Here is a 14,096-nt window from a genome sequence, read left to right as displayed (position 1 = left end):
AGCCCCGGAACGGTGTTGTTCCGGGGCCCGCCCGTACCGTCTCTCAGAGACCGGCGACCAGGCCGGTGACGGCCGAGGTGTTCAGGCCCGCGAAGGACTCGACGGCGCCGACGGCCGTGGTGGCGACGGTGGAAACCGGGGCGACCGAGTCGAGCGTGGCCGTCGCGCTGCCGACGACACCGCTGGCGACGGCGCTGTGCAGGCCACCGGACACGGCGTCCAGGTCGGCGTCGGAGATTTCCTGGGTCTGGATCTGGGGGTTCATGGTGTTCCCTTCGCACGAATAACTCGAAATCACTGCGGAGCGAGCCTTTGCGAGACCGCCGCAGTGCGAAGGATCAAAGCACGCGGGTGTGTTGTGCAGCCAATCCGGACGGTATCCGCAACGGCGTTATGCGGGTGCCGAATTGTGTTGCTGTGCAGAAGGGTCCATGGCTTGGTGGCAGCTTCTTCACAGGGTCGTCCGGCCGCCCTCGCGAGGGCATGGCCGGTGGCATTTCGGAACGGGACATTCCGGTATCAACGGCCGAGTGGTCCCGCCGCTGTCATGAGGGGACGCGGGAGGCGGTGTGACGCCTGTACATTCGCTGTGCAGATTCGCTGGCATTGCCTCAAAAGGGATGTGCGGCCGGGTGGGGCGCCGGCCGGTTCCCGGCGCCGGCCCCGCCGTGGCAGAGGCGTCCGCCCCGGCCCGTGGGGGCGTCCGCCCCCACCCGGCCCGTGCTCACAGCGAGCGGCCCACCACGAACGGCAGCAGCGTGAGCAGCCGCCCGGCCGGTTCCGGCGCCAGCGGGACCGCGCGCAGGCAGGCCCGTGCCCGGTCCAGGCGGTCGCGGGCCTCCGACATGGCCGCCGCCCGGCCGCCCGCCTCCTCCACGAGACCGGCCGCCCGCGCCGCCGCCGCCCCGTCCAGGGGACCGGGCCCGGACAGGAGCGCCGCCAGCTCCCGGGACGCCGGCGTGCCCGCCGCGAGGGCCGCCAGCACCGGCAGCGTCTTCTTGCGGCGCCGCAGGTCGCCGTGGACCGGCTTGCCCGTCGCCGCCGGGTCGCCCCACAGGCCCAGGACGTCGTCGACCGCCTGGAACGCCACGCCGAGCTGCCGCCCCGCCGTGGCCAGCGCGTCCACGGTCGCCCCCGGCGCGCCCGCCAGCAGGGCGCCCAGGGCCGCCGCGCAGCCCAGCAGGGCGCCCGTCTTGTGCTCGGCCATGCGGAGGTAGGCGTCGACCGGGACGGCGTCCGGGCCCGTCCACGGCCGCCCCTCGAAGAGCAGGTCGTCGGCCTGTCCGTCCACCACGTCCGCCATGTCCCGGGACAGGCGCCGCACGGCAGCCCCTCCGTGCGGGCCGGGCGAGCCGGCGAGGACCTCGAAGGCCAGCGCGAACAGCGCGTCCCCGGCCAGGACGGCGGGCCCCGTCCCGTACGTCTTCCAGACCGCGGGGCGTTGCCTGCGGGTCTCGTCGCCGTCCATGACGTCGTCGTGGAGGAGGGAGAACGTGTGCACCAGCTCCACGGCCACGGCACCGTCGACGGCCGCCCGCGCCGGCGCCCCCGCCGCCTCGGCGCACAGGACGGCCAGCGCCTGCCGCACCCCCTTGCCGGACGATCCGGTACGGGGCGCGCCACCGCGCTCCCACCAGCCGAAGGCGTACCCGGCCATCTCGGCCGGCCACGCGTGCATCCCGCCGACCCGCGCCCGCAGCTCAGGCTCCACCATGGCGCGGCACCGCGCCAGCACCGCCTCGACGCCGTCGGCGTCGTCCGGCGCGGGATGCGCCCGCCCGCCCGCGCCGCCGGCGTCCTCCGCCACGGCCGCGTGCCCGTCCCGGTCCGCTCCGCGTCCGGCGTCCGCCCTCCGTCCGGCGTCCGGCGCCCCGTCCGGGGCACCCCACCCGCCGACCGGCGCACCCGACGGACCCGACGCGCTCGACGGACCCGGCGGGCCCTCCGGCGCGGCGGGCGCCGGAGGGCCCTGCGTGCCACCCGCGGGGGACGGCGGCGGGGCGGGGCGGTTCTGGGGCGGGCGTGTCATCAGCGGGACTCCTCGAAGGACAGGCCGAGCTCGGCGAGGGCCTTGTCCACCATGGCGCGGGCATGGCGCAGACCCATGCCGTCCAGGATGCCGCCCAGCTCCGCCAGCTCGGCGGCGGTCCGCTCCGGGTCCGCGCCGAGCCGGGCGCGGGCCTTGACCGAGCCCAGGCGGGACAGGGCCTCCCCGCGCGGTTCGCCCATCGCGCGGAACTCGCCCAGCGCCTGCTCGTACGTCTCCAGCGCCTCCGCGTACCGCCCCGCCCGGTACAGCACGTTCGCGCGCATCTTGTGGTTGTAGGCCAGCGCGCTCGACAGGTTCATCTCGCGGCAGCCCGCCTCCGCCCGGCCGAGCAGCTCCAGCGCGCGGGCGGTGTCCCCGTCCCGTACCGAGACGATGTCCGCCAGCCCGCGCAGCGCCCAGGCGTGACCGCGCCGGTCGTCCGCGGCGGCCGCTATGCCGGCGGCCTCCTCGAAGAGGCGGTACGCCGTGTCGTACCGGCCGCTGTTGCGGTGCATCTGGGCGATGCCCTCCAGCGCCCACACGGTGTGCCGGGCCTCTCCCCGCTCGCGCGCCGCCGCGAGCAGCTCGTCGTGCAGCGCGCCGACCGCCTCGTAGTCGCCCCGTATGCGGCCGGTCTCGGCGAGCCCGGCCAGCGAGTAGCCGTGGGCGACCACGTCACCGCCCCGTTTGCCCAGGTCGGCGGCGTACCGCAGCAGACGGAAGGCCAGGGCGAGAAAACCGCGCTGCCGGGCGAGCGTGCCGCCGCTCCACAGCGCCCACGCCATGGCCGGCACGTCCCCGGCGGAGCGGGCTGTGCGATAGCTCGTCTTCCACGCCAGGTCCGCCGCTTCGACGTGGCCGAGCCGCCGGTTCGCCTCCGCCACCGCGAGCGCGGCCCGCGCCGTCTCGTGCGCGTCGCCGGCCCGCCGGGCGGCGATGAGCTGCCCGGTCGCCGTCTCCAGCACGTCCGTGAGCGAGGAGTTCACCGACAGCGCGCTGAGCGCGCCTTGGTATTCGGGCGCGAATGCCTTGCTGAACATGCGTACCTCTCCACGAGGGGCGGCCACGGACCGTACGGCGTGTGCGCCATCGGCGGCCCCCTCTCTTTCGTCGTCCTCGGCTGTCTGCGCGCGCTTCGGCAGGGAAGAGGATCAAGAGACGGGAGAGGTTCCCTTTCCGGGTGACCGATGGTGGGGGCTCGCCGCGTACGCCGCCCGTAGCCGGGAACCCGCCGAGGTCCGGAGCACCACCAGGAGGACCGCCCATGACCGCACCGGCCCCCGCCCACCGGCTGAGCGCCCTGCGCGCGGTGGTGTGCGACACCGACGGCGTGATCACCGACACGGCCCCGACGCACGCCACCGCCTGGAAAGCGGCCTTCGACGCCCATCTGCGCACCCTCGGGGACCCGGCGGCCCGCCGGCCCTTCGACGCCGGCGAGGACTACCTCCGGTACGTCGACGGCAGGTCCCGCCTCGACGGCGCGGCGGCCTTCCTCACCGCCCGGGGGCTGCACCCGTCGCCCGCCGAGACCCGGGCCGTGGCCACCGAGAAGGAACGGCTGTTCACCGAGCTGATCCGGGAGCGGGGCGTGCGCGCCCACCCCGGCACCGTGCGGCTGCTGGGCGCCCTGCGCGCGGCGGGCGTCCCACTGGCCGCCGTCTCCGCCTCCCGGCACGCCCGCGAGGTCCTCGCCTCCGCGCGTGTCCTCGACCTCTTCGACGCGGTCGTCGACGGGGTCGACGCGGCCCGGCTGCGGCTGCCCGGCAAGCCGGATCCCGCGCTGTTCCTGGAGGCGGCCCGCCTGCTGGCCGTACCGCCCGCCGACTGCGCGGTTTTGGAGGACGCCCGGGCGGGCGTCGAGGCCGGCCGGCGCGGCGGCTTCGGCCTGGTCGTGGGCGTCGACCGCGCGGCCGGCCCCGGCACGGCGGACGCGCTGCGAGCCGCGGGCGCCGACGTGGTCGTACGCGACCCGGCGGAGCTGCTCGCCGCCCCGGGCGCAGGGGTGCCGTCGTGACGGCCTGGACCTGGGAGTACGAGGGCTACCAGCCCGCGCAGGAGAGCCTCCGCGAGTCCTTGTGCGCCCTCGGCAACGGCTACTTCGCCACCCGCGGCGCCGCCCCGGAGTGCTCCGCCGACGGCGTCCACTACCCCGGTACGTACGTGGCGGGCTGCTACAACCGCCTCACCTCCGACGTCGCCGGACGCACCGTCGAGAACGAGGACATGGTCAACCTGCCGAACTGGCTGCCGCTGCGCTACCGCGTCGACGACTCCGAGCCCCCCGGCGGCTGGCTGGGGCCCGACAGCGACGAGCTGACCGACCTCCGCCAGACCCTCGACCTGCGGGCCGGCACGCTGGAACGCCTCATCCGGTACGAGGACGACGACGGCCGCCGCCTCGCGGTCCGCCAGACCCGGGTCGTCCACATGGCGTCCCCGCACCTCGCGGCACTGCGCACCGAGTTCACGGCCGAGAACTGGGCAGGCACCCTGGACGTCGAGGCCGAACTCGACGGCGACGTCACCAACGCCGGGGTGGCCCGCTACCGGCAGCTCGCCTCCCGCCACCTCACCCACGTCCACACCGGCGACTCCGGCGCCGACACGGTGTGGCTGCGCTGCCGCACGAGCACCTCCGACATCCGCGTCGGCATGGCCGCCCGCACGACCGTCACCGGCGCCGAGGACGCCCGGATCACGGTCCACCACGCCGGCCGCCGGGCCACCCAGCGCCTGCGGCTGCCCCTCAGGCCCGGCAGCCCGGTCGTCGTGGACAAGACCGTCGCCCTGCACACCTCGCGGGACGCGGCGATCAGCGACCCCCTGCACGCCGCCGTCGACCGGGTGCGCCGCGCCCCCCGCTTCGACGCGCTGCTGCTGTCCCACCGCGCCGCGTGGCGGCAGCTGTGGCGCCGGGCGGCGCTGGAGGTCCCCGACCAGGCGGGCCGCATCCTGCGCCTGCACCTGTTCCACGTCCTGCAGACCCTCTCCCCGCACACCGCCGACCTCGACGCCGGCGTCCCCGCCCGCGGTCTGCACGGCGAGGCCTACCGCGGCCACGTCTTCTGGGACGAGCTGTTCGTCCTGCCCTACCTCAACCTGCACTTCCCCGAGGTGTCCCGGGCCCTGCTCACCTACCGCCACCGGCGGCTCGAACGCGCCCGCTTCACCGCCCGCGACGCGGGCTGCACCGGCGCGATGTACCCCTGGCAGAGCGGCAGCGACGGCCGCGAGGAGACCCAGCGGCTGCACCTCAACCCGCGATCGGGACGCTGGCTGCCCGACCACTCCCACCTCCAGCACCACGTCGGCTCGGCCATCGCCTACAACGTGTGGCAGTACTGCGAAGCCAGCGGCGACACCGAGTTCCTGCACACCAAGGGCGCGGAGATGCTGCTCCAGATCGCCCGCTTCTGGGCCTGCCGCGCCGCCTGGGACCCCGGCATGGGCCGCTACCGGGTCCGGGGCGTCCTCGGTCCCGACGAGTACCACGACGCCTACCCGGACGCCGACCGGCCCGGGCTCGACGACAACGCGTACACCAACGTCACGGCCGCCTGGGTGCTCGCCCGCACCCTGGAGCTGCTGCGCGACCTGCCCGAACCGCGCCGCCGGGAGCTCGCCGAGCGCACCGAGCTCGACCACACCGAGCTGGAACTGTGGGAGGACGTCTCGCGGCGGCTGCACGTGCCGTTCCACGCCGGGGTCATCAGCCAGTTCGAGGGCTTCGGCGACCTCGCGGAACTCGACTGGGAGGGCTGGCGCCGCCGCTACGGCGACATCCGCCGGCTCGACCGGATCCTGGAGGCCGAGGGCGACTCCGTCAACCGCTACCAGGCGTCCAAGCAGGCCGACGTCCTCATGCTCGGCTACCTCTTCTCACCCGCCGAGCTGCGGGCGCTGCTGCGCCGCCTGGGCCACGACCTGGACGACGGCACCTGGCACCGGACCGTCGACTACTACCTGCGCCGCACCAGCCACGGCTCGACGCTCAGCGGCCTGGTCCACGGCTGGGTGCTGGCCCGGGTGCGGCGCTCCGAGGCGTGGCGGTTCTGCCAGGAGGCGCTCGAGGGGGACATCGCCGACATCCAGGGCGGCACCACCGGCGAGGGCATCCACCTGGGAGCGATGGCGGGCACCCTCGACCTCGTCCAGCGCGGCCTGACCGGCCTGGAGACCCGGGGCGGGGCCCTGCGCCTCGACCCGGTGCCGCTGCCCGAGCTGTCGGAGTACGACTTCACCCTCCGCTACCGGGGCCACTGGGGGGTCCGGCTGCGGATGACCCCCGGCCACCTGCGCATCGCCGTGCCCGGCTCCGGCAGTGAACCGATCGCCGTCGAGCCGGCCGGGGGAGTGCCCGTCGCGGTCGAGCCGGGGGAGGTGTGCGAGCTGCGGCTCCCCGACCACGACGCGGGGTCCGCCGAACAGGACGCGGGCGCCGGGCCCGCGGGGAAGGACGGGCCCGCCGGGAGGGGCGGGGACCCTACGCGTGGGTGAACGGCACCTCGATCCGCCGGCCGCTGACCCGGACCGGTGTCACGGCCACCCACCGGGCCTCCTCGCCGGCCCACGGGGTGCCGTACGCCTGCTCGTCCAGTCCGCGCACCGCGTCGGGGTCCGTGACCGGGTGCGGCGCGCCGACGACCAGGACGCTCCAGCCCCGGCACAGCGCGTCGTCGATGTGGTCCACCTCGAAGGCCACCCGGCCGTCCCCGGCCGCCGGCGCGAGCGCGTCCGGCGCCACCCGGAAGGCGACCTCGCCGTCGGCGATCAGGTAGTTCACCGGCAGGATGGCGGGGCCCTCGCGCGTCGTCACGGCCACATGGCCCACCCCGTGGGTGCCCAGCAGGGTGCGGCACTCCTCCAGGTCGAGTTCGACGAGCTCCGGGTGGAGCGGGGCGCGGCCGGCGCCCGGGGGCAGGTCGGCGGCGCCGCCCGTGAGCTCCACGACGGTGGTCTCCAGGGCGTCCGCCAGCCGCAGCAGGAAGCCGATCCCGGGCGTCGCCGGCTGCTCCTCCAGGTACTGGATGTACCCCGGCGCCGACCCCGACCTGACGGCCACCTCGGCGCGGCTCAGGCCGAGCTGCTCCCGGCGCGCGGCCACGCGCCGGCCGATGTCCCCCCGGCAGGGGCCGTGCGCGTGCACACCGGTGGCACGGCCCCTCAACAGTGATTCCTCGGGCATGGGAGGCACCGTCCTTCCGGGTGCGCGCTTCGGCGGGCTGCCTATCTGCCCACGGTACGCCTCGGCGCGCTCCCCGACCCGTGCCGTACGGGCCCGACGTGTCAGACCCGGTCCGCCGCGATCAGCAGGTAGTGGAAGCTGCCCTCCCTGTACGCGGTGAGGAAGGGGTCCTCGATGCCCGTCGCGAGGGAGGACGTGGCGCGCAGCTCCCAGTACGGGATGGTCTGCGCCGTCAGGTCCACGACACTGATCGGCACGAGGCCGTTCGCCGCGAGGGCCTTGAAGTACTCGCTGCGCGGGTGGATGTTGCACGTGTAGTGCTCGTCGATGCGGCTGACGGCCTTCGACCGGCCGCCGGTGAGGTCGTTGTAACAGCCGGTGACGCAGACGTAGCGGCCACCGCGCCGCAGCACCCGGGAGATCTCGGCGTACAGCTCGAAGAGGTCCACGTACATGGTCGTCTCGTTGGTCCAGGCGGCCCGGCGGGAGCCGGTCTCCAGGCGGGTGTCCAGCATGTTGCGGAAATGGAACTTCACGCGGTCCGAGACACCGCGCTCCTCGGCCTGGGTGTTGGCGAAGCCGACCTGGTACTCCGAGATCGACACACCGTCGACGTAGCAGCCGAAGCGCTGGTTGGCCATGATGCTGGTGCCGCCACGCCCGGAGCCCGCGTCGAGCAGCCGGTCCTCGGCGGTGACGGGGCCCAGGTGGTCGAGCAGGACATCGGCCTGGGCGGTCTCCAGCCGGTGCAGTTCCCGGACGATGCGCTCCTGGCGGGTGGTCTCGGGGCCGTCCAGCACGGCGGGGTCGTAGTCGCCGATCCCGTAGTGGTGGTGGTAGAGGCCGTCGACCTCACCGAGCCGCAGGTTGACCGGGTCCTGCTGGTTGGTGTTCCAGTAGGCGGCGACGGACTTCTGGAAGTCGGTGCGCAGCACCTCGCCGGAAGGGGTGGTCAAGGTCATGCTGAGGGACTCCTTGTGGCAGGTGTGTGGGGGGTGAGGGGCGGGGATCAGGCGGCGTTCGCGTCGTTGTAGCGGGCACTGCCCGCATGCCACTCGCGGTTGCCGCCCACCCACGCCCAGGTGCCGGCCAGGAAGCGGCGCAGCTCGGGTGAGCCGGTGGTGGAGAGTGCGGCGGCCTCGGCCTCGAACGTGTGCATCAGCTCGTCGTGGATCTCGACGCTGCGCTCGACGGCCACCTCCATCGAGCACTCCTCCTCGGCCGCGATCAGCATCGGCAGGCTGAAGTCCGTCGGGTCTTCCTTGCCCATCGAGTACAGATCGTTCATCAGCACCGTCGCCGTGCCCGCCAGGTTGAACGCGCGGCGCACCCGTGGATCGGAGAACTCGGCCATCGGCACCTCGTAGCCCGCGACGGCGTCGACCAGCACCATGCACGGGACGAAGCTGTTCTCGTGCCGGTGCGTCAGGTACTCCCAGACCGGCGGTCGCCGGCCCGTGGTGTGCCAGACGCCCTCCTGGCCGTACGCGACGAACATGATGGCCAGTTCGTGACGGAGGCGGCGCACCTGGGTGGTGGTGGCGTGGTCGTGCAGGCCGGTCAGAGCCGAGCGCAGGGCCATGGCGACCGGGTCCTGCCGGACGACCCGCTCCAGCTGGGGCGCGTACCGCGCCGGGAGCTGGGCCTGGTCGATCACCGAGTGGGCGATCGCCAGCCGGCGGCCGAGCAGGTCGTGGCGGGCCTCCTCCACCTCCCCGTCGACGTAGTGGTCGTCGACGGCCCATTCGGCGAGCGCGCACCTGGCCGCCGCCAGCAGCCGGTCGGGGTCGTCCGTCTCGGGGTGGGCCAGCATCATCAGCCGGCCGAAGCCGGCCGAGCGGACCTTGTCGAGCTGGCCGGGGTAGATCCCGATCTCCTCGGCCCAGGCGACCAGCCGTTCGTCGACCACCTCTCCCAGTGCGGGGTCGTCGCGGACGGCGGGCGGACAGTAGAGCCGGGGTCTCGCCGGCGCGTCGGCCTTCGCCGTCGCGGACGAGCCGGCGGACGCGTTCGGGGACGAGCCGGCGGACGCGTTCGTGGCCGGGCCGGTGGCGCGGCCCGCGGACGGTGGCGCGGCCGGGGACACGGCGGTGCGCTGGGTGAACAGCCGGGCGGCGGCCGTGCCCAGCCCCGTCGGTCCGGCCGGGAGCCGGGAGGCCGGCGGGGTGTTCAGCCGCGCGGGGCCCGCCGCTCCGGAGAGCAGGGCGCCGACCAGGCCGGCGAGTTCGTGGACGGCCGCGGGCGCGGTCATCCGGTACAGCGGTGACACCGTCCTAGCCCTCCTTCACCTTCTGGTCCTCGCGCCGGGCGGGGCGGGGCGGCTACTCGGCACGAGGACGGACCTCGACGTTCTCGAGGATGCCGATCGCGTCCGGCACCATGACCGCGGCCGAGTAGTAGGTGCTGACGAGGTAGGAGATGATCGCCTTCTCGTCGATGCCCATGAAGCGGACGTTGAGGCCGGGCTCGTACTCGTCGGGCAGCCCGGTCTGGTACAGGCCGATGACGCCCTCGTTGTCCTCGCCGGTGCGCATCGCGATGATCGACGACGTGTGGTGCTCGGTGATCGGGATCTTGCCGCAGGGCAGCAGCGGGATGCCTCGCCACGCGGGGATCTGGTGGCCGCCGACGTCGACGCTGCCGATGTACAGACCGCGCTTGTTGCACTCCTTGCCGAACGCGGCGATCGTGCGCGGGTGCGCGAACAGGTACTGGGTGTTGCGGCGCATGCTGATCAGGTCGTCGAGGTCGTCCGGGGTGGGCGCGCCGGAGTGGGCCTGGATGCGCTGGTTGTAGTCGGTGTTGTTGAGCAGCCCGAAGTCGCGGTTGTTGACCAGCTCGTGCTCCTGGCGCTCGCGCAGTGCCTGGATGGTGAGCTTGAGCTGCTGCTCCGTCTGGTTCATCGGCTGGTTGTAGAGGTCCGCGACCCGGCTGTGGACCTTCAGCACCGTCTGGGCGACGCTCAGCTCGTACTCGCGCGGCTCGAGCTCGTAGTCGACGAAGGTGGTCGGCAGGTCCGGCTCGCCCTCGTGGCCGGAGAGGAAGCTGATCTCCACCTCGCCGTACTTGTTCGTCGGCTTGTGCCCGTTGGACGTCAGTCCCTGGACGTGGGAGCGCAGGGACTCGTACTGCGAGGCCACCTGCTTGTACGCCGCCTGGGTGAGCACCAGGACGGTGGTCCTGGTGGTGGCGCGGACGGAGAACTCCCAGGTGAGGCCGGCGTCGCAGGCCAGCATCCGGCCGCCGAACGAGTCGCCGTCGGCGAGCATGCCCAGCCGGGTCTCGGCGTCGTCGTACTTGCCCTTGCCGATCTTCTCGACCTTGCCGTGCGCGAGCAGGAAGACCTGGTCCGCCTTGCGGCCCGCCTCCACGATGACCTGGCCCGGCTCGAACTCCTTCTGCACGAACTTGTCCGCCAGCGCCGCCAGCGCGGTGGGGTCGGTGTACCCGCGCAGCAGCGGCAGCTCACCCAGCTCGGCCGGCACGACCTGCACCTTGGCGCCGGTCTGCACGAAGGTGACCCGGCCGTCGCCGACGGCGTACGACAGGCGCCGGTTGACCCGGTAGGTGCCGCCGGGCACATGGACCCAGGGGAGCTTGCGCAGCAGCCAGCGCGAGCTGATCTGCTGCATCTGGGGTTCGGACTTGGTGGTCGTCGCGAGGTTCCGAGCCGCCCGCGTGCTGAGGCTGAGCTGGATCTGCTCCTGGGTCTGGATCTGCGGCTCCGCCGGAGCCGGGCGCGTCTTGACTGCCATGGGCTGATGTCCCTTTCGTACGCTGATCCGTGCGGCGGGGGCGGCCGTCCGGACCGGCGTGCCGACCCCGCCAGGCGTTGTCACGCGTAGTGAATATCCGTCACACACAGTGAAAGGGGATCGGCGCGCGTGCGCACGAGTCGTGCCGTAGCGCACCGCATGTGCACGCGCCCCGTTGCCCGCGCCCCCGCGCGCCCCCCGGTCGCCGGGCCGCGACTCACCCGTACGGGAGCGGTGAAACGTTCACTCCGGCTGCATATGGCGGTGCTCCGGCGCGCCCGCGCCGCCCGCCGGTGTCGCTCGCCGCCGTCCGGTACCGGGCCGGGCCTGCGTGACGAGGACGACCTCCAGCGTCCGGGGGCCGTGCACCCCCTCCACCCGGTCGAGCTCGATGTCACTGGTGGCCGACGGGCCGGAGATCCAGGTCGACGGCCGCGCCGGGTCCAGCCGCGGCAGGGCGAGCGGCACCGAGGCCACGACCTGGGCGGGCGCGCGGACGACGCAGATGTGCAGGTCCGGCACGAGCGTGAGGGCGCGCCGGCCCTGGCCCTCCGTCGCGTCCAGGACGATCGTGCCGGTCTCGGCGATCGCCAGGGCGCAGGTGGTGACGACGGCGTCGGTGGCGTCGAGTGCGTACGCCGTCAGCGGGCGTTCCGCCGTGTCGTGCCGCGCCTCGGCCTCCGTCACCGACAGCCAGGCCGCCGGCAGGCCGGGCGGCACGGCGACGGACGCGGCGCCGTGCCCGGCCAGCAACCGGGCGATCAGCGACGGCAGTTCCGCCTCCGTCGCGCGGTGGACGCGGGCCCGGTACTCGGCCAGGTTGCGGTGCAGCAGGTCCAGCAGGGCGGCCGGGTCCTCGGGGGAGTGGCTCGTCCGGTAGTCCCGGGCCGGCTCGGGGGCGTCCGGCGCGCCGGCGACGGCCGCGCGGACCCGGCCGAGGATCCGCTCACGGGCGTTCACGCGCGGTTCTCCCTCCACCAGTCGCGGAACGGCCGCTGCGGCACCTCGGGCAGCTCCCGGCCACCGGTCCACGCGCCGGAGCCCGGCGGCCGGGACGGGACGACCCTCCGGGCCGCGGAGGCGGCACGCTCGCCCGTCGCGAGGGCCCCGGGGTGGTCCAGCAGCCAGGTCGCGGCCCTGACCGCCGCCCGCTCCAGGCGGTGGCCCCGGCCGCCCCGCCCGGCGACCCGGCCGCGCAGGTGGACCAGCACCTCGGGAATGTCGATCGCGACCGGGCACACCTCGTAGCACGCCCCGCACAGCGACGACGCGTACGGCAGGGAGGCGTCGGCCTCGCTCGCCGTGCCGCGCAGTTGCGGGGTCAGGATCGCGCCGATCGGCCCCGGGTAGACCGAACCGTAGGCGTGCCCGCCGGCCCGCTCGTACACCGGGCAGACGTTCAGGCACGCCGAGCAGCGGATGCAGCGCAGCGCCTGGCGGCCCACCTCGTCGGCGAGCGCGGCGGTGCGGCCGTTGTCCAGCAGGACCAGGTGGAAGGCGCCCGGGCCGTCGGCGTCCGTGGTGCCCGTCCACATGCTGGTGTACGGGTTCATCCGCTCCGCCGTCGACGACCGGGGCAGCGTCTGCAGGAACACCTCCAGGTCCCGCCAGGTGGGCACCACCTTCTCGATCCCGACGACCGAGATCAGCGTCTCCGGCAGGGTCAGGCACATCCGCCCGTTTCCCTCGGACTCGACCACCACCAGCGTGCCGGTCTCCGCCACCATGAAGTTGGCCCCCGAGACGCCCACCTTCGCCCGCAGGAACTTCTCCCGCAGGTGCAGCCGGGCCGCCTCCGCCAGATCGGCGGGCGCGTCGGTCAGATCGTCCGGCGCCGGCCGCCCCCAGTCGGCCATCCGGTCGCGGAAGACGTCCCGGATCTCCCCCCGGTTGCGGTGGATCGCCGGAACGAGGATGTGGGAGGGCCGGTCCTCGCCCAGCTGCACGATCAGCTCCGCCAGGTCCGTCTCGTACGCGGCGATGCCCTCGGCCTCCAGGGCCTCGTTCAGGCCGATCTCCTGGGTCGCCATCGACTTGACCTTCACGACCTCCCGCTCGCCGGTCGCCCACACCAGCCCCGTCACGATCCGGTTGGCCTCGGCGGCGTCCTCCGCCCAGTGGACCGTGCCGCCCGCCGCCGTGACCGCCTCCTCCAGCCGCAGCAGGTGGGTGTCGAGGTGGCGCAGTGTCCGGTCCTTGATCCGCCGGCCCGCCTCCCGCAGCAGCGCCCAGTCGTCCAGCTCCGCCACCGCCCGGGCCCTCTTGTCGCGGATGGTGTGCGTGGCGTGCCGCAGGTTCGCCCGCAGCACCGGGTCGGCCACCGCCCGCGCCGCCGCCTCCGGGAAGGCGGGCATGCCCAGGAACGTCCTCCTCATCGCGGCGGTTCCTCCTCCGTGCCGGCCAGGATCTCGGCGATGTGCACCGGCCGCAGCCCCGCGCCCTCGCGCCGCAGCACGCCGCCGATGTGCATCAGACACGAGTTGTCCGCACCGCACAACACCTCCGCCCCCGTGCCCACCGCGCTGCGCGCCTTGTCGCGGCCCATCGCCACCGACACCGCCGGGTTCTTCACCGCGAACGTCCCGCCGAAGCCGCAGCACTCCTCCGCGCCGGGCAGCTCCACCAGCTCCAGGCCCCGCACCGCCGCCAGCAGCCGGCGCGGCCGGTCGCCGAGTCCCAGCAGCCGCAGACCGTGGCAGGACGGGTGGTACGTCACCCGGTGCGGGAAGTACGCCCCCACGTCGGTGACGCCCAGCACGTCGACCAGGAACTCCGTCAGTTCGTACGTCCGGGGCCCGAGCCCCGCCCCGCCCAGCCCGGCGTAGTGGGCGCGCACCATGGCCGCGCACGAGGCGGAGGGGGTGACGACGTACTCGTACCCCTCGAATGCCCGTGCCGTCCGGCGCACCAGGGTCCGGGCCTCCCGGTGGTATCCGGTGTTGTACTGGGGCTGGCCGCAGCAGGTCTGGGCCGCCGGGAAGTCCACCTCCACGCCCAGGCGTTCGAGGAGCCGGACCGTGGCGATCCCGGTCGCGGGATACAGCGCGTCGTTGACGCAGGTGACGAACAGCGCGACGCGCATCGCGGCGGCTCCTTCCTCCCGGGCGCGCCCACCGGGGGGCCG

General features: G+C 74.2%; 12 protein-coding genes. 2 read left to right on the top strand and 10 right to left on the bottom strand.

Annotation, left to right across the window (positions count from 1 at the left end; translation table 11 throughout):
• Positions 1 to 43: 43 nt before the first annotated feature.
• From IE109_RS03500 to IE109_RS03490, 3 genes are all read right to left on the bottom strand, one after another.
• Entirely contained in the window at positions 44 to 265 is a 222-nt protein-coding gene (locus tag IE109_RS03500) for a type A2 lantipeptide (RefSeq protein ID WP_189548956.1), read from the bottom strand.
• Between the two features lie 459 nt (positions 266 to 724).
• Positions 725 to 1,714, bottom strand: coding sequence for a polyprenyl synthetase family protein (locus tag IE109_RS03495; protein WP_189549597.1), 990 nt, complete (start codon positions 1,712 to 1,714; stop codon positions 725 to 727).
• Between the two features lie 314 nt (positions 1,715 to 2,028).
• Entirely contained in the window at positions 2,029 to 3,069 is a 1,041-nt protein-coding gene (locus IE109_RS03490) for a tetratricopeptide repeat protein (RefSeq protein WP_189548955.1), read from the bottom strand.
• Positions 3,070 to 3,293: 224 nt separating this feature from the next.
• Between IE109_RS03490 and IE109_RS03485 the strand changes: the two genes are divergently transcribed.
• Positions 3,294 to 4,046 (top strand): HAD family hydrolase, encoded by a 753-nt coding sequence (locus IE109_RS03485; protein WP_189548954.1) that lies wholly within the window; start codon positions 3,294 to 3,296, stop codon positions 4,044 to 4,046.
• Positions 4,043 to 6,529, top strand: a complete 2,487-nt coding sequence (locus IE109_RS03480) for a glycoside hydrolase family 65 protein (protein WP_189548953.1) — start codon at positions 4,043 to 4,045, stop codon at positions 6,527 to 6,529. Before IE109_RS03485 ends, IE109_RS03480 begins: the two co-directional genes overlap by 4 nt.
• Here the strand turns inward: IE109_RS03480 and IE109_RS03475 are convergent.
• From IE109_RS03475 to IE109_RS03445, 7 genes are all read right to left on the bottom strand, one after another.
• The gene (locus IE109_RS03475; protein ID WP_189548952.1) at positions 6,516 to 7,217 is read right to left on the bottom strand and encodes a helix-turn-helix domain-containing protein; all 702 of its coding nucleotides are present in this window, start codon (positions 7,215 to 7,217) and stop codon (positions 6,516 to 6,518) included. The genes IE109_RS03480 and IE109_RS03475 overlap by 14 nt on opposite strands.
• 101 nt (positions 7,218 to 7,318) lie before the next feature.
• On the bottom strand, positions 7,319 to 8,179 hold the full coding sequence (locus tag IE109_RS03470; RefSeq protein ID WP_189548951.1) for a geranyl diphosphate 2-C-methyltransferase: 861 nt from the start codon (positions 8,177 to 8,179) through the stop codon (positions 7,319 to 7,321).
• A gap of 47 nt (positions 8,180 to 8,226) precedes the next feature.
• Positions 8,227 to 9,486: a family 2 encapsulin nanocompartment cargo protein terpene cyclase gene (locus tag IE109_RS03465; RefSeq protein WP_189548950.1), complete on the bottom strand. Its 1,260-nt coding sequence runs from the start codon at positions 9,484 to 9,486 to the stop codon at positions 8,227 to 8,229.
• A gap of 52 nt (positions 9,487 to 9,538) precedes the next feature.
• A complete protein-coding gene (locus IE109_RS03460) occupies positions 9,539 to 10,972 on the bottom strand; it encodes a family 2B encapsulin nanocompartment shell protein (RefSeq protein ID WP_189548949.1) in 1,434 nt (477 codons plus the stop codon).
• Between the two features lie 243 nt (positions 10,973 to 11,215).
• Positions 11,216 to 11,932 (bottom strand): LutC/YkgG family protein, encoded by a 717-nt coding sequence (locus IE109_RS03455; RefSeq protein WP_189548948.1) that lies wholly within the window; start codon positions 11,930 to 11,932, stop codon positions 11,216 to 11,218.
• Positions 11,929 to 13,347 (bottom strand): lactate utilization protein B, encoded by a 1,419-nt coding sequence (locus IE109_RS03450; protein WP_189548947.1) that lies wholly within the window; start codon positions 13,345 to 13,347, stop codon positions 11,929 to 11,931. Before IE109_RS03450 ends, IE109_RS03455 begins: the two co-directional genes overlap by 4 nt.
• Positions 13,344 to 14,054 (bottom strand): (Fe-S)-binding protein, encoded by a 711-nt coding sequence (locus IE109_RS03445; protein ID WP_189548946.1) that lies wholly within the window; start codon positions 14,052 to 14,054, stop codon positions 13,344 to 13,346. Before IE109_RS03445 ends, IE109_RS03450 begins: the two co-directional genes overlap by 4 nt.
• Between the last annotated feature and the right edge of the window lie 42 nt (positions 14,055 to 14,096).

This window comes from Streptomyces lavendofoliae (genome assembly GCF_014649735.1).
In the GTDB taxonomy this organism is placed as follows: domain Bacteria; phylum Actinomycetota; class Actinomycetes; order Streptomycetales; family Streptomycetaceae; genus Streptomyces; species Streptomyces lavendofoliae.
Note: the sequence above shows the minus strand (reverse complement) of the source record. Positions and strands in the feature narration are given on the sequence as shown.